The organism is Sinorhizobium fredii USDA 205 (assembly GCF_001461695.1).
Lineage (GTDB): Bacteria > Pseudomonadota > Alphaproteobacteria > Rhizobiales > Rhizobiaceae > Sinorhizobium > Sinorhizobium fredii.
The window spans coordinates 119,648-137,011 of the sequence record NZ_AUTC01000024.1 but is presented as its reverse complement, the minus strand read 5'-3'; the positions used below and the strand labels follow the sequence as shown (position 1 = coordinate 137,011).

Sequence of the window (17,364 nt, the reverse complement as noted above, 5' to 3'; positions counted from 1 at the left end):
GAGTACCGACCCCGGCCGGCGGCGTCGCTTGCCGCACGCTCGGCAAAGGCGCAGAATGCCGCGCTGCTGGGGCATGGTTCACCGAGGGAGGATCGAATCATGAACGATATGAGCCTCACCAATCTGCAAGCAGGAAAGACAACGATCAGTGCTGCGGCCATCGAGGCCCTTGCGGGGCGGCTGCGCGGGCGGGTGCTGGACGCGCGCGACCCGGCCTATGAGGAGGCGCGCACCATCTGGAACGCGATGGTCGACCGCCGGCCCGGCCTGATCGTGCAGGCAGCCGGCGCTTCCGATGTCATCAATGCGGTTCGCTTCGCGGCGGAGAACCAGTTGCTCGTCGCGGTGCGCGGCGGCGGACACAATATCGCCGGCAATGCGGTCTGCGACGGCGGGTTGATGATCGACCTCTCGCCGATGAAATCGGTGCGCGTCGACCAGACGACGAAGCGGGCCTGGGTCGAGCCCGGCGCGACGCTTGCCGACGTCGACAAGGAAACCCAGGCTTTCAGCCTGGCGTTGCCAACCGGCATCAACTCCACCACCGGCATCGCCGGCCTGACGCTCGGCGGCGGCTTCGGCTGGACCACCCGAAAACTCGGCCTGACGATCGACAACCTGCTGTCGGCCGACGTGGTGACGGCAAACGGCGAGCTGGTACGGGCCAGCCAGACGGAGCACCGCGACCTCTTCTGGGGCCTGAGGGGCGGCGGCGGCAATTTCGGCGTCGTCACGGCGTTCGAATTCCAGCTTCACGAGCTTGGCCCCGAGGTTCTTGCTGGCCTCGTGGTGCATCCCTTTGCCGATGCGGAAAGCGTCCTTCAGCAATACAGGCAGGTGCTCGAGACCGCGCCGGACGAGCTCACTTGCTGGGTCGTCATGCGGCAGGCGCCGCCGCTACCGTTCCTGCCGGAGGAATGGCACGGCAAGGAAATCCTCGCGCTGGCGATGTGCTACTGCGGCGACCTCGAGGCCGGTCAAAAGGCGACGGCGGGCTTACGCGGAATCGGCAAGCCGATCGCCGATGTCGTCGGTCCCGCTCCCTTTGCCGCCTGGCAGCAGGCCTTCGATCCGCTGCTGGCGCCCGGCGCCCGCAACTACTGGAAGAGCCATGACTTCATGGAGCTTTCGGATCAGACGATCGGCATCCTTACCGATGCCGTCCGCCAATTGCCGGGACCGGAATGCGAGATCTTCGTCGGCCATGTCGGTGGTGCTGCCGGCCGGGTCGCCGCGGAGGAGACCGCCTTCCCGCAGCGCAGTTCGCATTTCGTCATGAATGTCCACGCCCGCTGGCGCGAACCGCAAATGGACCAGGCCTGCATCGAATGGGCACGGCGGCTCTTCGAGGCAGCCAAGCCCCATGCCGCCGGCACGGCCTATATCAACTTCATGCCCGAGGACGAGGGCGACCGGGTCGAGGCGGCCTATGCCGGCAACTACCGGCGTCTCCTCGAGGTCAAGGGCCGCTACGATCCGCAGAACCTGTTCCGGATGAACCAGAACGTCCGCCCGGCCGGGCTGCGCGGCGCGGCATGAGCGGAGAGGAGAGGCGCCGCATGGATGACGGATCAGTTCGTGACCTCTTTCGCCGCGCGGCCGATCATGCCGCGCGGTTCCGCGATACGATTTCCGATCGTCAGCAAAGGCCTGAGGTCTCCTATCTCGGCTCGCTGGAGGCGTTCCGCGAGCCGCTTCCGGAGGACGGGGCCTGCGGGCCCGCGGTGATCGATGATCTCGTCGCCAGGGCGGAACCCGGGCTTCACGCCATGACCGGACCGCGCTTTTTCGGCTGGGTGATCGGCGGTTCGCATCCGGTCGGGGTCGCCGCCGATTGGATGGCCGGCGCCTGGGGCCAGAATGCCGGCAACCACCACGCGACGCCGGCGGCCGCTGCGGCGGAAGCAGTTGCAGCCGATTGGCTGCTCGATCTACTCGATCTGCCGCGGGAAAGTTCCGTAGGTTTCGCCACCGGAGCGACGCTCGCAAATTTCGTCTGCCTGGCCGCCGCACGCGGCGCGGTCCTGAGGCGTGTCGGCTGGGATGCCGAGGCGCAGGGTCTCTTCGGGGCGCCGCCGGTCACCGTGCTGATCGGCGACGACGCGCATGCGACGGTCTTCTCGGCGCTGCAGTTTCTCGGCTTCGGACACGATCGCCTCGTCCGGCTCAAGACCGACGACATGGGCCGCATCAGCGCATCGGATTTCGGCGAGGCGGCGGGGAAAGTTTCCGGCCCGTCGATCGTCATCCTGCAGGCCGGGCAGATCAATACCGGTGCTTTCGACGATTTTGCAGCTCTCATTCCGGTCGCCCGGCGCATCGGCGCCTGGGTCCATGTCGACGGCGCCTTCGGGCTTTGGGCGCGTGCCTCCCCGGCGAAGCGGGCGCTTGCCGAAGGAGTCGATGAGGCCGATTCCTGGGCGACGGACGGCCATAAATGGCTGCAGACGCCCTATGATTGCGGCTATGCCATCATTCGCGACGAAGAGGCCCATCGCCGGGCGATGACGATCGCCGCGAGTTATCTGCCGCCGAGCTTCGAGGGCGAGCGGGACCCCAGCCATTTCGTGCCGGAACTGTCGCGCCGCGCTCGCGGCTTTGCCACCTGGGCGATGATCAAGCACCTCGGCCGCCAGGGTATCGCAGCCATGGTCGAGCGGCATTGCCGGATTGCCCAGGCGATGGCCGAGCGGTTGCGCAGCGAAGACGGCATCGCCGTTCTGAACGAGGTCGGGCTTAATCAGTTCATGGTCCGCTTCGGGGCGGGTCGGCCGGAGGAGGAAGCCGACCGGCTCACGCAACAGACGGTCGAGAGGCTGCAGGCCGACGGCGTCTGCTTCGCCGGCGGCGCCACTTGGCGCGACCGGAAGGTGATGCGCGTGTCGGTCATCTCGTGGCTGACCGACGACCGGGCGGGAGAGGTTGCCGCGGACGCGATGATCGCCGCCTGGCGGGCCGTTCGCTCTGCGGCGCCTGGTCGAAGATAAGCATGGCCGACCACCGCGACCCGGCGCGGGACGTACCTTTGCCGGATGGCGAGGTCGCTTGACCCAGCCAGCCGGACTGCATCGAACGAAAGGAGGAAATCCCATGTCATCGATGAGATTGCCAACCGCGGCCGCCCTTGCGGCGCTGATGATCGTCAGCCCAGCCGGCTTCGCCGCCGCGCAGACGCCCGCACCGATGCCACCGGCCGGGCAAGCGCCGGACCAGGACCAGGACGCGCAGGCGGATCGGCCGGATATGCAGCGCGACGACGGGATGCGCGACGGCCGGCGCGGGGAGCGCATGCGCGACCGGATGCGGCACGGCGAGATGATGCGGAGAGGGATGATGCACCGGCAAATGATGAAGATCATGTTCGCCATCACCGATGCGGACAATGACGGCGCGCTGTCCTTCGAGGAGATCAGCACCATCCATAAACGGATCTTCGACAAGGTGGACGTCAACCGCGACGGCAAGGTCACGCCCGAGGAAATCCAGGCGTACTTCCACAACTAGCGAAGGTCCGCTACGTTCGCCTGTTGCCGGGCGGTGACGACCGGCCCGGGACTTCCTTGCGGGGATCGGATGGCATCACTCAAGCTGAAACGTGTCTACGAGGCGCCGGAAGCCTCGGACGGAGCGCGCATCCTCGTCGACCGCCTGTGGCCGCGCGGCATCGCCAAGGAGAAAGCGCGGATCGACCTGTGGCTGAAGGACATCGCGCCCAGCGACGCGCTGCGCAAGCGCTTCCATGGCAAGCCGGAGGATTGGGACGCCTTTCGCGAAGCCTATGCCGAGGAGCTCGAAGGCGAGGCGGCGCAGGCGGCGGTGAAGGAACTGCGCGAACGTCTCGGCAAGGGACCGGTGACGCTGCTCTACGCGGCGCGGGACGAGAGCCACAACAACGCGGTGGCCCTGAAGCGGTGGCTGGATGAACATCGTGGAAGGGGCTCATCACCATAGACGTGCGGACCGCAGGAACGAAGCATGCGGCCGTCACATCGATGCAGCGATTCAAAGTGCGACAGCGTCCTGAGTGCGTCTGAACCCACTACACGACAATAGCGTGATTGGGCCTGGCGAAATGCGCTTTCGCCCTCATCCCTGTGCTTGTCACAGGGATCCAGCAGCGCCGCGTCCGCGGCGCGAAAGAGACTTTGCAGCCCAAGGACTTGGGCTGACTGGATTCCTGTGACGAGCACAGGAATGAGGACGGAGGAGAAGCCCTGCCGTACCGCAACCGACGAAGCGCAATACGCTTCTCTCGTGTACAGTGGCGTCTGAAGAGACGCACGGCGCTGTAGCCGGAACGACCGGAAACCAGGGAGAACCGTTCAGATGGAATCGACCGCTCGCATCTGCCGTGGCTGCTGGGATCAGATGCACGTCCCTATCCCGATCCGGGGTCCGCTGGCGCTTCCGTTTCGTGCTTTCGGCATCACCAGGAGCAAGATGAACCCGAACATCTGCACGATCTGCGAGCGTTCCTTTCGATACGTCAAGAAGCAGCGCCATATCTCTGCCACCGCAACGATCCTGTTCGCCGACATTCGCGGTTTCACGCTCCTCTCGGAGAGGATGGACCCGGTCCTCTTGAGTGAAATCGTCAGCGCCTTCCAGGACCGATGCGCTCAGGCGGTCTGGGCTCACGATGGGATAGTCAACAAGCAGATGGGCGACGGCCTGATGGCGATCTTCAACTTTCCGATCAAGATCAAGCATCATGTCGACGCGGCGCTCGCGGCTGCACTCGACATCCAGCGATCGTGCACTTCGGCCCTTACGAGCCTGGATTTGCGCCTCGATGGACCTTCGCTCGACGCGCTGGGCGTCGGCGTGGGGGTTCATACCGGTCAGGTCGAGATCGGCGAGTTCTCGACATGCCGCAGCGACTTCACGGCAATCGGCAGTGCGGTCAATCTGGCCGCAAGGCTTGAATCCCAAGCGGCCGCAGGCGAGATATTGGTCTCGGTCGAAGCAGCGGCACAGGCCCCGGACCTGATGGCCGGCACGCAAACGCGAACCTTCACGCTCAAGGGCATCGAGCATCCCGTGCCGGCGCACGTCCTGTTCAAGAGTTGATGTGTTCCGATCGCCCATGCTGCGGAGGCGCGGGGAACGGGCGGCGCTGCAAGAGCTGCTCGATTTCTATTTCAACGAAAGAACAACCGATCCCGCCACCGGATCGGTAACGCCCAACCCACCACCCAGGTCCTCGAGCGACTCGCGAAAGCTGTCGAGCGTGGCAATCATCTGCGGCCGGGCCGCGGCTAGCGCCTCCATGCTCTCCCACTCAACGATAATGCAGTAGCGCCCTTCACCGGTCTTGACGATATTGGCGTGACGCATGCCCGCCCAATCCGCCGCGACGTTGCGGTGCGCATCGAGGAAGACGTCCTCCATGCCGGGCTTTACCTTGAAACGAACGACGTTGAACGCGGTCATGATTGCCTCGGGTGAGTAAGACGGGAGCGCCAGGTGCTGTGGAACGCTGAACCAGCGTCCCCGAAATTGGTTCCGGTGCCTATTGCTTCAGATTAGCGTGACGCGGGGAGGTGGAGAAGGAGAAAAATCGCGTTGGCGCAAGGCTGGGGCTTATTTGGCGCTTCGTAGTTGTTGCGTAAGCATAGCCAAACGGGCTTCGGAGGAACGTTGGCCGACATTTCCCGTCGTGTCGAGAATCAGAGTGTAATGGTAACTATGACCAAGAAGGGACGACGCGTGAGCACACCCAAACGGCACCACTTCGTGCCACAGATGCTGCTACGGCGATTTTGCGACAATGGCGGCAGGCTTTGGTACTACACCAAGAAGGCACCGCATATTGGCGTCGCATCAGGGACGCCGGAGACACTTTTCTATCAAACGAATTTCTACACTTTGAATGAGGGTGGCGTCAGGGACTTTTCGTTAGAGAGCTATTTCTCTCAGCTTGAAAGTGAAGCAAACACCGTGATCGAGAAGATTTGCGCCGCTGCGCGCGCGGGAAAGGGCCGGGTCTGACATTTCAGGAAAAGCGGGTCTGGGACCTGTTCCTCTACTACCAATGGAAGCGTACCCCGGATTCCATCGGCTCGACGATGAGTCATGCCGAGTTCGAAGAATTACTTACAGAATCTGTAGCCGAGTTCGAGCAACGTTTTCGGCCACTCACGGATGAAGAGCGCGAGCGCTTTCTGTCCAATGCCGGTAAGAAGAACCTACGCAAGAACGCACGTGTGAAAGCCACGGGTGATCCCGGCGCTGTCGTACAATCCGTCCTGAACAACATGGGCATTGGGATCGCAGTCATACGCAAGCCCAACAAGGCCTTCGTCATCGGCAGCAAGCCCGTCGTCACACTCACGCAGCCGGGTCAAACCCGCTTTGGCAGGCCGGGCGTCGAAGTATGGCTTCCGATTGCGGCCGACATAGCGGTCTTCGTAATTGCCGGAAAGGGGAAGGAGATCGTCATCACGCTAAATGACGACACATGGCTTCGAAGCTTCAACGCAGCCATTTTCCATGAATCGACGGTGATCGGCGGACGCTCAGAAGCGCTCATCAAGTCCTTGGTATCGGCGCGATAAGTGCGCCCGGTCCGAATCCCTCGTGCCAACAAAAATTCAGGTGGCGACGTCTGGTAAGACCTCCGACCCTTTGCGATGAATGATGAACATCAGCGATCTGGCCAAGTTTCGATACAAATCTTGGATCAGTTTCGGGGCGTCGTCGTATTCGCCTACAAGCGTGAAGTCAGGAACGCGATTGGCGATAGCGATAGGGCGCGTGATGAGGTCTCGGAATACGTGCTCGGCAAGATAAGCCAAGTTGCACAGGCTCCTTTTTTCGGTAGTCAGTTCTTCGTTCGCGATGATGATGTGCCTGTCATCTAAGTCTTCCAACGCCTCGCTGATTACATCCAGCATTCGCTCCGGATTGTATTCGATTTTCTTGAAGAGAGATTGTATCGGCTGGTCAGAAAAACTTGCCTTGAACGCCCTGTGCGCGAATTCATTTCGAATCTTGCGAAAGCAGTCCAATTTCTGTTTCGTGTCTGCGCTAAGCCATCCGAGGTGGTAGGCTAGAAGAGTTCTGCCGCCGAATGTTGCCAGCGGTCCAGTCGGACCGAACAAAGCGCTTTCAGCGTTTTTGCTCTCAAGGTGACGCATTCTGACCTTGATGAGGCTGCTAATGCGATCCTCTAGGTATGATCCGAAAACCAGGACCTGCGCCGTCTCGCTTTCACGAGTAAGTCGATGGAACACATCCGGCATATCGGAAACGTCAAACTGTAATGCGTCTACCTCTCGTCGTGCGCGCGCAATAGCCTCTTTGAAAAGCGCATCGGCCACTCGTTGAACTGGCGAATTTTTGCTCACATCCAAACCCATCGGTTAGGTATGGAGTGAGAGAGCACGCGTTCGCGGACCTCAATCGACCGAAATCGTAGAGGAACGCGTTTGCGCAAGTGATACGTCACACCGCGAAGAAAAATTGCCATGCCGAATAAATATCGCTCGACAAGTGCGCTCGCAACCAGCCCATGTGCACAAAATGGCGTTGCGAATGTGTTGTAGAAATCCGCGCTGAAACACCTAAGCGCTGCTTTTATTGTTGTATTTTAGTAATGATGGCGCACCCGACAGGATTCGAACCTGTGACCTTTGGAATCGGAATCCAACACTCTATCCAGCTGAGCTACGGGTGCATCCGTTGGCGGCAGGGCCGCCGAAGCAGGCTGTGAGCGGTTCTTAGCCTAGCTTGCGTGCCGCTTCAATGGTCAATCGCAAGAGATTGTGGGGGAACCTCGCTTTCCGCCGGCGGGCTGTGGTCGCGGCGCATCGCTCGGCGTGCGGCGCTCGCCAAGAAAAATGCCGCATCCGGGGATGCGGCATCGAGGCGTGAGCGGATAGGCCGCAGCGGTGTTCGGGCCTTCGCTTCAGGCCTTGGTCGACCGCCCAGCCTCAAGCCATCTGCATGGCGCCGGGGCCGGGGATCGCCTTGGCCGGCACCTTGCCCATGATGATCATGCCGAGCACCTCGTCCTTGGTGACGTCCTCGGTGCGGGCGTGGCCGACGACCTGGCCGTTCTTCATCACTGAGACGCGGTCGGCGAGGTCGAAAACGTCGTGGATGTCGTGGCTGATCAGGAAGATGCCGATGCCCTCGCGCTTCAGCTGCTTGATGAGCTCGCCGACCTGGGCGGTCTCCTGGGGCCCAAGAGCGGCCGTCGGCTCGTCCATGATCAGGATGCGGGCGTTGAAGAGGATGGCGCGGGCGATCGCCACCGATTGCCGCTGGCCGCCGGAGAGCGCCTTCACCGGCTCCTTGAAGCGCTGGAAGTTGGGGTTCAGGCGGCCCATCACCTCGCGGGCCTTCGCCTCCATCGCCACGTCGTCGAGCGTCCCCCAGGGGGTGCGCAGTTCCCGGCCGAGATAGAGGTTGGCGGCGGCGTCGACATTGTCGGCTACGGCGAGCGTCTGGTAGATCGTCTCGATGCCGTATTTCTTGGCGTCGCGCGGATTGTTGATGTCGGCCGCCTCGCCATTGATCAGGATCTCGCCGGCATCGCGCCGGTAGGCGCCGGAGAGGATCTTGATCAGCGTCGACTTGCCGGCGCCGTTGTGGCCGAGCAGCGCCACGACCTCGCCGGGGTAGAGATCGACGGAGGCATTGTCGACCGCGTGGATGCCGCCGAAGGAGATGGAAATGTTCTTCATTTCCACGAGCGGAGTGCGTTGTTCAGTCATTGTTCGAACTCCTGATTACTTGGCGCGGGCGCGGTAGACGGTGTCGAGCCAGACGGCGGTGACGAGCACCATGCCGACGACGATGCGCTGCAGCGGGCTGTCGATGCCGAGCAGCACCATGCCCGACTGCAGCGACTGCATGACGAGCGCGCCGAGCATGGCGCCGGCGATGGTTCCCATGCCGCCGGCAAGGGAGGTGCCGCCGATGACGGCCGCGGCAATCGTGTAAAGCTCGTCAAGCTCGCCCTGCGCATTGGTGGAAGCATTGAGGCGCGCGGTCGAGATCGCCGCGGCGACGGCGCAGAGCATGCCCATCAGCGCGAAAATCCGGACGGTGACCCAGCGCGTCTTGATGCCGGCAAGCTCGGCCGCTTCCGGGTTGCCGCCGAGCGCGAAGACGTAGCGGCCGAAGCGAAGACGCGTGGCGATGAAGGTCATGATGATGCCGATCAGGATGGCGATCAGCACGGGAATGGCGATACCGTGGGCGATGAACAGGCCTCCCTCCGGCCAGGCGATGCCGTTGGCGTCGGCGTATTTGCGGGCGATGTTGGTTGGCCAGGGATAGTAGTTGGCGACCGCCACGGCGCCGAGCACGAGGGCGCAGCCGACCGTCGACAGGAAATACTCGGCCCAGATCGGGCGGCGCGGAAAGCCGAAGCGTTTGCGCTGCTTGCGCGAATGGATGATGCTGGCGACGATCGCGACGCAGGCGATGAGCCCGACGATCCAGCTCGCCGTCGCGCCGATCGATCCCTCGGTGCCGCCGCCCATCAGGCGGAAGGTCGAGTCCATCGGTGCGACGGTGCGGCCGCTCGTGACGAACCAGGTGGCGCCGCGCCAGACGAGCAGCCCGCCGAGCGTGACGATGAAGGACGGCACGTTCAGGAAGGCGATGATCACCCCGTGCAGGGCGCCGATGCCGGCGCCGAGCAACAGGCCCGCCAGCAGCGTGATGATCCAGGTGGCCGGGTGGTTGAAGCCGAGGAACTGCGGCAGCAGCTCCGCCTGCAGCACGCCCATGATCATGCCGACGAAGCCGAGAATCGAACCGACCGAGAGGTCGATGTTGCGCGTGACGATGACCAGCACCATGCCGGTCGCCATGACGGCGATCGAGGCGGTCTGCACCGACAGGTTCCAGAGGTTGCGCGCCGTCAGGAACAGACCGCCGGACAAGAGATGGAAGCCGATCCAGATGATCAGCATCGCGCCGACCATGCCGAGCAGGCGCGTGTCGATTTCGGTGGCGCGGAAGAAGCGCTTCACCGGGCTTTCCTCCGCGCTGCGGGCGCGATTGAAATGTGCGGTATGTGTTGTCGTATCGGCCATGGCCGCCGTCCCCCACTGATTTTACGTGTTACCGGTCGCTCACGAGGCGTCGCCGCAATCATACCACCCGCGCGCAGAACCGTTCCGCCCTCATGGAAACGCCGCAACGGGTGACGTTGCGGCGTTTTGAAGGTCAATGCAAAAGCCCGTCCGTCACTTGCAAGCGGCGACGGAGTCGGCAGCCACGCCCTGGCAGGCGGCGTCCTTGGAGATCCAGCCGGCGTCGATGACGAGGTTCAGATTGTCCTTGGTGATCGCCACCGGTGTCAGGAAGACCGACTTCATGGCGACGCCCTTCGGGCCACCGTTGAAGGTCTCAACGCCTTCGATCTGATCCATGGTCTTGCCGCCGGCGAGTGCCGCGGCGATTTCGGCCGCATTCTTGCCGAGATCGCGGGCGTCCTTCCAGACGGAGACGGTCTGCGTGCCGAGCGCCACGCGGTTGAGCGCCGCATGGTCGCCGTCCTGGCCGGAGACCGGAACCGAGCCGGCAAGACCCTGGGCCGAAAGCGCCGCGATCGCGCCGCCGGCGGTGCCGTCGTTCGAGGCGACGACCGCATCGACCTTGTTGTCGTTGGCGGTCAGGAACTGCTCCATGTTCTTCTGGGCGTTTTCCGGCTTCCAGCCGTCTGTATAGGCCTCACCGACATTCTTGACCTTGCCGGCGTCGACCGCTTCCTTCAGCACTTCCATCTGGCCGGCGAAAAGGAAGTCGGCATTCGGGTCGGAGGAGGAGCCCTTGATGAAGACGAAATTGCCTTCCGGCTTCGCCTTGAACACTTCGCGGGCCTGCAGGCGGCCCACTTCCTTGTTGTCGAAGGTGATGTAGAAGGCGGCCGGGTTCTCGATCAGGCGGTCGTAGCCGACGACCGGAATGCCCTCGGCAGTGGCCTTTTCGATCGCCGGCGCGATTGCGTCGGAGTCCTGCGCAAGCACGATCAGCGCATTGGCGCCCTGGGCGATCAGCGATTCGATGTCGGTGAGCTGCTTGGCGGCAGAGGACTGCGCGTCAGCGGAAATGTACTTGTCGCCGGAGGCCTCGAGCGCTGCCTTGATGGCCGCCTCGTCGGTCTTCCAGCGCTCTTCCTGGAAGTTCGACCAGGACACGCCGATGACGAGGTCCTTGGCGACCGCTGCGGAATGCATGGACGCGATGATGGCAGCCCCTGCCATCAGCTTCAAAACGGATTTCATTCTATCCTCCCAAGTGGCTCACCGCGCGTACGAACCTCCCGCACGCATCCCCAACGAGCCCGTGAATTGCTGCCGCAAACATCGCCGCCGCATCTGCAGGGCTTTTTTCTCGACAGTCGAGAAAATAAATGTCAGAGTTTTAGAAGGCTGTCAACAAGGCCTGTCCCGTCTTGTTTCGCCATGCGGCAAATGCTTTGAGAGAGTACGTGAGCGAACAATCCGCCAGGGCCGGGAACGTGCAATGCTGACCAAGTCCAGCACCGAAGTCGTGCGTCAGCAAAACAGTGCACTGGTGCTTTCGGCGCTTCGGCGAAAGGGTTCGCTCTCGCACACGGAGATCGCCGAGCAGACCGGCCTCGCCTCGGCGACCATTTCCGTCATCACGGCGGAACTGGAGCGGTCGGGGACGATCGCCAAGACGGAACAGCATGTTCAAGGCGGCAGGGGGCGGCCGCGCGTCCTCTTTGCGCCGCGGCGGGACTGCGGCTACGTGATCGTCGTGCGCATCTCCTCCGACATCGTTCAATATTCGCTGGCCGATTATGGCGGCGTCCTGCTCGATCGCTTCGAGGAGGCGCGCAGCCAAAACGTGAGCGGCACCGCGGCTTTCGGCCAGGTCTTCGTCGCGGCGCTCGAGCGCCTGCTGCAACGCTCGCGCCTCGACAAGCAACGGGTGCTCGCCGTCTCGATCAGCAGCAAGGGGCTGGTGGCCGGAGACGGAGCGCGGCTCCTCTGGTCGCCGGTCTTCGGCCGCGAAGAGCTCGATTTCGCGACACTGCTCGGTGAGGACTGGCGCGCCCGGATCATGCTCAGTAACGAGACATTGCTCGTCGCCCAGGCGCTGGCCGCCAAGGCGGAAGAGAAGGGCGACACCTTCAAGGGGCTGGCGGCCATTTCGCTCGGTCACAGCATCGGTCTCGGTCTTGCCCGAACGGGGCGGGCGGGCGAGCTCGACGTTTCCGCGCCGAATTTCGGGCACATGCTGCACGCACCGTCGGCCGGGCTCTGTCGCTGTGGCTCTTATGGCTGCATCGAGGCGGCGGCCGGTTTCTACGGCATCCTGCGCGCCGCCTTCGAAGTGCCGTCCGACACGATCCCGGCGAAGTTCGTGCCGCTTGCCGAAATGGACAAGATCGCCGCCGGCGCGCGGCAGGGCCAGCGCATGCCCGGCTACGCCTTCCGCCAGGCCGGCATCGCGCTCGGCAACGGCATTTCGCGTCTGCTCAGCCTCTATGAAGCGGTGCCGATCTACGTCACGGGCCAGGGGACGCGCTATTTCGATCTGCTCCACAAGGGCGTGGAGGAAGGGCTTGCGCAATCCTTGCAGGTGCGGCTCGAAGGCCTGCCGGAGATCACCGTCGTCGGCGACGAGCAGGGGCTTGTCTTTGACGGCCATCTCGACCGGGCTCTCAGCGCCGTCGACAGCGACATCACCGCGGCCGGGCATGCTTGAGGGTCACCACCGCATCGCCATCAAGCATTCCAGAGGCGAATTTTTGTACTAACTCAATTTACAGTTATTTAGCGACTGCTTGCCAAGCTGCTTCCGAGGCGGGAGACAGCCATGTTCTCAGTAATTTCGTGCATAAGCGATCGCCACGACTGGCGCCTGGTTGCAGTGGCGGCGATCGTCTGCCTGGCCGGCAGTGCGGCGACGATGCTCCTCTTGCAGCGCGCCGAGCGCAGCCAAGGCTGGCGGCGGCACCTGTGGACCGCGGCCTGCGCCTTCGCCTGCGGCGTCGGCGTCTGGTCGACGCATTTCATCGCGATGCTCGCCTATGATGGCGGCGTGCCGATCGCCTACGATGCCTGGGGCACATTGTTTTCCGCGCTGGTTGCGGTGGTTGCGTCCGGGATTGCTTTTGCGACCGCGCTTGTCGGCACGTCCCGCTACATTTTCCCCGGCGCCGGAATCTTTCTCGGCCTCGGCATCGCCGCCATGCATGTAACGGGCATGCGCGCCGTCGAGGTGCAGGGGCGAATCGACTTCGATCCGCAGATGGGCTTCGCCGCGGTCCTTTTCGGGCCGCTGATCGCCGCCTTAGCACTGCATGCCTTTCAGGTTCTCGAGGGCGCGCGCAAGCTGATCGTTCCGACGCTGCTGCTCGTTCTTGCAATATGCGTCCTGCATTTCACCTCGATGAGCGGCGTCACCCTGGTGCCGGACCCGAGTGTCGCGGCGACGGATGCCTTCGATCCCGTCTGGCTCGCCGGCGGTGTCGTCGTCGCTTCGACGACGCTGATCCTCACGGCACTGGGTGCACTCTTCATCGATCGACACCTCACCGACCTCCGGGGCCTCGCCAATGCCTCGCTCGAAGGGATGGTGATCGTCTGCAACGGCCGGATCATCGATGCGAACGAACGTTTCGTCGGCCTCTACGGCGCGAAGGCTGCCGATCTCATCGGCCGAAAGCCGGAGGAACTCTTCGCGTCATCGCAGGGGCGCGAGCGCCAGATCGACAATGGTTCCGCGGAAGTCGAGCTCATCGCCGCCGACGGGCGGCTTGTGCCGGTCGAACACGTCTCCAGGACGATCGAATATCGCGGCCGGCAATCCGACGTGATCTTCGTGCGCGACCTCAGCGCCCGCAAGGAGGCCGAGAGGACCATCGAGCATCTCGCCCACCACGACGCGCTGACGGACCTTTCCAACCGCAGTTCCTTCGAGAGGCGCCTGAGCCAGGCGCTGACGGTCGCCGCCGCGCGGAACGAACAGCTCGCAATCTTCTGCCTCGACCTCGATCGCTTCAAGGCCGTCAACGACATCTTCGGCCATGCCGAGGGTGACCGCATCCTGCGCAAGGTTGCCGATATTCTCCGTGCCGCCGCTGGCGATGCCGACACGATCGCGCGGCTTGGCGGCGACGAATTCGCGATCCTGCAGACCGGCGCGGCCCAGCCGGAGGCGGCGCGGCAATTGTCGGACCGCATCCTCCGGATCTTTGCCGAGGAGATGGATACGCACCGCGATCCGATGGCCGTCGGCGTCAGCATGGGGGTGGCCGTCTACCCCTGCGACGGAACGACGGCCGAGCGGCTCTGCAACAATGCCGATACGGCGCTCTACCGCGCCAAGCAGACGGGCAAGGGAATCGCCTGCTTCTTCGACGCCGAAATGGACGACGCGGTGCGCTCGCGCCGGCAGATGGAGAGCGACCTCCGGCATGCGATCCTCCGGCGTCAGCTGTTCCTCGAATACCAGCCGCTCGTCGATGTCGGTGACGATCGGGTGGTCGGATACGAGGCGCTGCTGCGCTGGAGACATCCGGAGCGCGGCCTCGTTGGACCGAACGTCTTCATTCCGATCGCCGAGGAAAGCGGCTCGATCATCCAGATCGGCGAATGGGTTTTGGAAGAGGCTTGCGCCGAAGCGGTGCGCTGGACGGAGCCGCTGCCCGTCTCGGTCAACATATCGCCGGTTCAGTTCCTCGTGCCCAGCCTCTTCGACCAGATTGCCGGCATCCTGCGTCGCACCGGCCTCGAGCCTCGACGGCTGGAACTGGAACTCACCGAAGCGGCGCTGATGCACAACAGGGAAGACGTTCTGGCGGCGCTCGTTCGGCTGCGGCTGCTCGGCGTCAGGATCGTCATGGACGATTTCGGCACCGGACATTCGTCGCTCGCCAATCTCCAGACCTTCCCGTTCGACAAACTGAAGATCGACTGCAGCTTCACGGCGGCGCTCGACAAGGATCCCGCCGCCCATGCGATCATCCGGGCAATCATCGCCCTTGGCCACAGTCTCGACCTGCCGGTCGTGACCGAGGGCGTCGAAACCGAGCGGCAGAAGCAGATCATCGTCGGGGAGGGCTGCCGGCAGATTCAGGGCTTCCTGACCGGCCGGCCGGGTGTTGCGCCGAGTGCGGGAGCGAACTCGTTGTCGGACGCCCCGGCACTTCAACACGCCGAGGCGTAGCCAGTCTTGGAAACGACAAAGGCCGGGGAAGCCCCGGCCTTTGTGATTCACTATCGCTGAAACCTCAGGCGACGCTGATCTGGCGCTTTTCCGCGACCGAGCGGACGGCCGCGTCGGCAAGGGCGAGTGCCGCGAGGCCATCCTTGCCGGACGGGGTGATTTCCGCGCCCTTCTCGATCGCGGCGATGAAGCTCTCGATCTCGTTGGCATAGGCTTCGGTGTAGCGCGTCATGAAGAAATCGTGCAGCGGCGGGCGCGTATAACCCTCGCCGGTGGCGATCTCGATCGACACGGGGCGCTGGTTCTCGGCCGCGACGGCGCCCTTCGAGCCATGCACCTCGATGCGCTGATCGTAGCCGTAGGTGGCGCGACGCGAGTTGGAGATGACCGCCTGCTTGCCGGATGCCGTCTGCAGGATCACGGAGACGCTGTCGAAGTCGCCCGCTGCGCCGATCGCCTTGTCGACCAATACGGCGGCGGTGGCCGTCACTGAAACCGGCTCCTCGCCGAGCAGGAAGCGCGCCATGTCGAAATCGTGGATCGTCATGTCGCGGAAGATGCCGCCCGACCGCTTGATATAGTCGACCGGCGGGGCGCCCGGATCGCGCGAGGTGATCGTCACCATCTCGACGTCGCCAATCGTGCCGGCGTCGATCGCCTTTCGCACGGCCATGAAATGCGGGTCGAAGCGGCGGTTGAAGCCGACCATCAGCTTCGCCCCGGTTTCGGAGACCACCTTCAGGCAGGCCTTGACGCGATCGACGTCGAGATCGATCGGCTTTTCGCAGAAGATGGCCTTGCCGGCCCGGGCAAAACGCTCGATCAGGTCGGCATGCGTGTCGGTCGGCGTGCAGATGACCACGGCGTCGATGTCGGAGGCCGCCTCGATCGCCTCGATGCTGCGAACCTCGCAGCCATAGGCCTTGGCGATTGCTTCAGCGGCGGCCGGAAAGGCATCGGCAACCGCCACGAGCACGGCGTCCGGATTGCCGCTGACGGCTTTCGCGTGAACCTTGCCGATGCGTCCGGCGCCCAGAAGACCAAATCTCACTGTCATCTTCGTCTCTCTCGAATTCCGGTTCCAGACCGGGTGGGTGCGCGATGATATTGACGCTCACCGCGCAGAGGCGTTGCGGGCGCGATTGCGTCCGCGGATTTACAGATCAATGAGAGGGTAGCGGCCGATTCCTCCCGCGCCAGGCGCCTCTCTCCCATGCCGTCACGTCCGATCCTATATCCAACCAAATCGGAATGAAACGGCCGCGGTTCGCATTTTCGGAATTTTTATTCCATTTGTCGGTCCGGCGTCAAGTCGGTGGCGGCGCCTGTCGACGGCGTTGCATCTCTTCCTGGCGCGCTCCCTCAATGCCCAGAACTGCCGGACAATTATGTCCTTTAGCCCGTATCGATTTGGAGGATTATACGATAGACGGGAGCAAGCCGCGCAGTTTCATCAGAGGCAATGCTCATGTTCAAGTTCATCGACCCGGATCACCCTTTCTATCGGCCCCTGTGGATCCGCGTGCTTATCGTTGCCCTGTGCGCGGCGTGGACGGCCGTCGAGTTCTACGGCGGCCAGACGATGTGGGCGACGATCTTTCTCGTCGTCACGGCCTATGCCGGAGCGGCTCTCCTGATCTTCTACAAGCCGAAGCAGCCGGACGAAAAACGGACTGAAGCGGGCGACCAGTCGAAATAGCGGCTAGCGCGCGGAGAGCCTTCGCGACGCTTCGTCGATCAGCATGTTGGCGAGTTTCATTCGGATGGTGGCGTTCGCGCGGAACTCCGGCGGCAGACGGTCGGGATGGTTAGCGGCCGCAAAGCGGCGGCGCTTGGCAGCGAGCGTCAGCCCGGTTTCCCGTTCGCCGAGGTCAAGCTCGGCGGCGACATCGGCCAGGCTCGTGCGCTGCAGGTGGTCGGGCATGACGCGCGGTTCTTGGGTCTGTTCGGCGGCGGCGAAATCGCGATAGGCACTCTCGACGGCGCCGAAAGTGGCGGTCGCCCGTGCCGGCGTCTCGACCAGGAAAGGTTGCGAACGGGCGAGCGGCGGTTGCAGCCCGTCGCACGCCGCCCCCACTCCCTGGGGCTGCGTGTCTTCATCGATGATCTGCTCGGCCTTCAGGCGCTCGAGCACCGATTGAAACACCGACATGCCGAACATGGCGTCTCCCGTGACCTGCGGCGCGCAACGATTCGCAC

At 63.5% G+C, this 17,364-nt stretch carries 17 protein-coding genes and 1 tRNA gene; 10 read left to right on the top strand and 8 right to left on the bottom strand.

Translation table 11 applies throughout. The annotated features are described in order from the left end of the window. Window positions 1-99: 99 nt before the first annotated feature. From N181_RS03885 to N181_RS03865, 5 genes are all read left to right on the top strand, one after another. Complete coding sequence (locus N181_RS03885) at window positions 100-1,539, top strand: FAD-binding oxidoreductase (protein WP_060563245.1); 1,440 nt, start codon at window positions 100-102, stop codon at window positions 1,537-1,539. 20 nt (window positions 1,540-1,559) lie between these two features. Further along, complete coding sequence (locus N181_RS03880) at window positions 1,560-2,987, top strand: pyridoxal phosphate-dependent decarboxylase family protein (RefSeq protein WP_014329232.1); 1,428 nt, start codon at window positions 1,560-1,562, stop codon at window positions 2,985-2,987. Between the two features lie 103 nt (window positions 2,988-3,090). Beyond that, window positions 3,091-3,504 (top strand): EF-hand domain-containing protein, encoded by a 414-nt coding sequence (locus N181_RS03875; RefSeq protein ID WP_014329231.1) that lies wholly within the window; start codon window positions 3,091-3,093, stop codon window positions 3,502-3,504. Between the two features lie 69 nt (window positions 3,505-3,573). Further along, entirely contained in the window at window positions 3,574-3,951 is a 378-nt protein-coding gene (locus N181_RS03870; protein WP_014329230.1) for a DUF488 domain-containing protein, read from the top strand. A 375-nt stretch (window positions 3,952-4,326) separates the two neighbouring features. Further along, window positions 4,327-5,070, top strand: coding sequence for an adenylate/guanylate cyclase domain-containing protein (locus N181_RS03865; protein WP_037395977.1), 744 nt, complete (start codon window positions 4,327-4,329; stop codon window positions 5,068-5,070). Between the two features lie 66 nt (window positions 5,071-5,136). Here N181_RS03865 and N181_RS03860 read toward each other — a convergent pair whose 3' ends face one another. After that, on the bottom strand, window positions 5,137-5,433 hold the full coding sequence (locus tag N181_RS03860; RefSeq protein WP_014329228.1) for an antibiotic biosynthesis monooxygenase family protein: 297 nt from the start codon (window positions 5,431-5,433) through the stop codon (window positions 5,137-5,139). 276 nt (window positions 5,434-5,709) lie between these two features. Here N181_RS03860 and N181_RS03855 point away from each other — a divergent pair, with 276 nt between their 5' ends. Both N181_RS03855 and N181_RS03850 read left to right on the top strand, forming a co-directional pair. Beyond that, entirely contained in the window at window positions 5,710-5,991 is a 282-nt protein-coding gene (locus N181_RS03855; RefSeq protein WP_210172810.1) for a DUF4238 domain-containing protein, read from the top strand. After that, entirely contained in the window at window positions 5,955-6,557 is a 603-nt protein-coding gene (locus tag N181_RS03850) for a DUF4238 domain-containing protein (RefSeq protein WP_060563243.1), read from the top strand. The genes N181_RS03855 and N181_RS03850 overlap by 37 nt, the downstream gene beginning before the upstream one ends. Before the next feature lie 36 nt (window positions 6,558-6,593). Here N181_RS03850 and N181_RS03845 read toward each other — a convergent pair whose 3' ends face one another. The 5 genes from N181_RS03845 to xylF form a co-directional block, all read right to left on the bottom strand. Beyond that, window positions 6,594-7,349: an MltR family transcriptional regulator gene (locus N181_RS03845; protein WP_157783870.1), complete on the bottom strand. Its 756-nt coding sequence runs from the start codon at window positions 7,347-7,349 to the stop codon at window positions 6,594-6,596. A gap of 252 nt (window positions 7,350-7,601) precedes the next feature. Next, window positions 7,602-7,678: transfer RNA gene (locus N181_RS03840), tRNA-Arg, on the bottom strand. Between the two features lie 256 nt (window positions 7,679-7,934). Next, on the bottom strand, window positions 7,935-8,720 hold the full coding sequence (locus tag N181_RS03835) for an ATP-binding cassette domain-containing protein (RefSeq protein ID WP_037396011.1): 786 nt from the start codon (window positions 8,718-8,720) through the stop codon (window positions 7,935-7,937). Window positions 8,721-8,735: 15 nt separating this feature from the next. Next, on the bottom strand, window positions 8,736-10,052 hold the full coding sequence (locus N181_RS03830; protein ID WP_037396013.1) for a sugar ABC transporter permease: 1,317 nt from the start codon (window positions 10,050-10,052) through the stop codon (window positions 8,736-8,738). A 153-nt stretch (window positions 10,053-10,205) separates the two neighbouring features. Next, a complete protein-coding gene (gene xylF / locus N181_RS03825) occupies window positions 10,206-11,246 on the bottom strand; it encodes a D-xylose ABC transporter substrate-binding protein (RefSeq protein WP_014329224.1) in 1,041 nt (346 codons plus the stop codon). Between the two features lie 241 nt (window positions 11,247-11,487). Here xylF and N181_RS03820 point away from each other — a divergent pair, with 241 nt between their 5' ends. Together N181_RS03820 and N181_RS03815 are read left to right on the top strand one after the other, a co-directional pair. Continuing rightward, on the top strand, window positions 11,488-12,699 hold the full coding sequence (locus N181_RS03820) for an ROK family transcriptional regulator (protein WP_037396015.1): 1,212 nt from the start codon (window positions 11,488-11,490) through the stop codon (window positions 12,697-12,699). Between the two features lie 111 nt (window positions 12,700-12,810). Beyond that, the gene (locus N181_RS03815; protein ID WP_014329222.1) at window positions 12,811-15,165 is read left to right on the top strand and encodes a bifunctional diguanylate cyclase/phosphodiesterase; all 2,355 of its coding nucleotides are present in this window, start codon (window positions 12,811-12,813) and stop codon (window positions 15,163-15,165) included. 64 nt (window positions 15,166-15,229) lie between these two features. On the opposite strand, the gene iolG is transcribed toward N181_RS03815, so the two are convergent. Further along, on the bottom strand, window positions 15,230-16,222 hold the full coding sequence (gene iolG / locus N181_RS03810; RefSeq protein WP_014329221.1) for an inositol 2-dehydrogenase: 993 nt from the start codon (window positions 16,220-16,222) through the stop codon (window positions 15,230-15,232). 411 nt (window positions 16,223-16,633) lie between these two features. Between iolG and N181_RS03805 the strand changes: the two genes are divergently transcribed. Beyond that, window positions 16,634-16,864, top strand: a complete 231-nt coding sequence (locus N181_RS03805; protein ID WP_014329220.1) for a hypothetical protein — start codon at window positions 16,634-16,636, stop codon at window positions 16,862-16,864. Between the two features lie 3 nt (window positions 16,865-16,867). On the opposite strand, the gene N181_RS03800 is transcribed toward N181_RS03805, so the two are convergent. After that, window positions 16,868-17,326 carry a hypothetical protein gene (locus N181_RS03800; RefSeq protein ID WP_014329219.1) on the bottom strand — a complete coding sequence of 153 codons (459 nt, stop codon included), beginning with the start codon at window positions 17,324-17,326 and terminating at the stop codon, window positions 16,868-16,870. Window positions 17,327-17,364 lie beyond the last annotated feature (38 nt).

Bases quoted from the DNA above. Each gene is read 5' to 3' on its own strand.
- N181_RS03885 (WP_060563245.1), top strand. From the start codon at position 100: ATGAACGATATGAGCCTCACCAATCTGCAAGCAGGAAAGACAACGATC.
- N181_RS03880 (WP_014329232.1), top strand. From the start codon at position 1,560: ATGGATGACGGATCAGTTCGTGACCTCTTTCGCCGCGCGGCCGATCAT.
- N181_RS03875 (WP_014329231.1), top strand. From the start codon at position 3,091: ATGTCATCGATGAGATTGCCAACCGCGGCCGCCCTTGCGGCGCTGATG.
- N181_RS03870 (WP_014329230.1), top strand. From the start codon at position 3,574: ATGGCATCACTCAAGCTGAAACGTGTCTACGAGGCGCCGGAAGCCTCG.
- N181_RS03865 (WP_037395977.1), top strand. From the start codon at position 4,327: ATGGAATCGACCGCTCGCATCTGCCGTGGCTGCTGGGATCAGATGCAC.
- N181_RS03860 (WP_014329228.1), bottom strand. From the start codon at position 5,433: ATGACCGCGTTCAACGTCGTTCGTTTCAAGGTAAAGCCCGGCATGGAG.
- N181_RS03835 (WP_037396011.1), bottom strand. From the start codon at position 8,720: ATGACTGAACAACGCACTCCGCTCGTGGAAATGAAGAACATTTCCATC.
- N181_RS03830 (WP_037396013.1), bottom strand. From the start codon at position 10,052: ATGGCCGATACGACAACACATACCGCACATTTCAATCGCGCCCGCAGC.
- xylF (WP_014329224.1), bottom strand. From the start codon at position 11,246: ATGAAATCCGTTTTGAAGCTGATGGCAGGGGCTGCCATCATCGCGTCC.
- N181_RS03820 (WP_037396015.1), top strand. From the start codon at position 11,488: ATGCTGACCAAGTCCAGCACCGAAGTCGTGCGTCAGCAAAACAGTGCA.
- N181_RS03815 (WP_014329222.1), top strand. From the start codon at position 12,811: ATGTTCTCAGTAATTTCGTGCATAAGCGATCGCCACGACTGGCGCCTG.
- iolG (WP_014329221.1), bottom strand. From the start codon at position 16,222: ATGACAGTGAGATTTGGTCTTCTGGGCGCCGGACGCATCGGCAAGGTT.
- N181_RS03805 (WP_014329220.1), top strand. From the start codon at position 16,634: ATGTTCAAGTTCATCGACCCGGATCACCCTTTCTATCGGCCCCTGTGG.
- N181_RS03800 (WP_014329219.1), bottom strand. From the start codon at position 17,326: ATGTTCGGCATGTCGGTGTTTCAATCGGTGCTCGAGCGCCTGAAGGCC.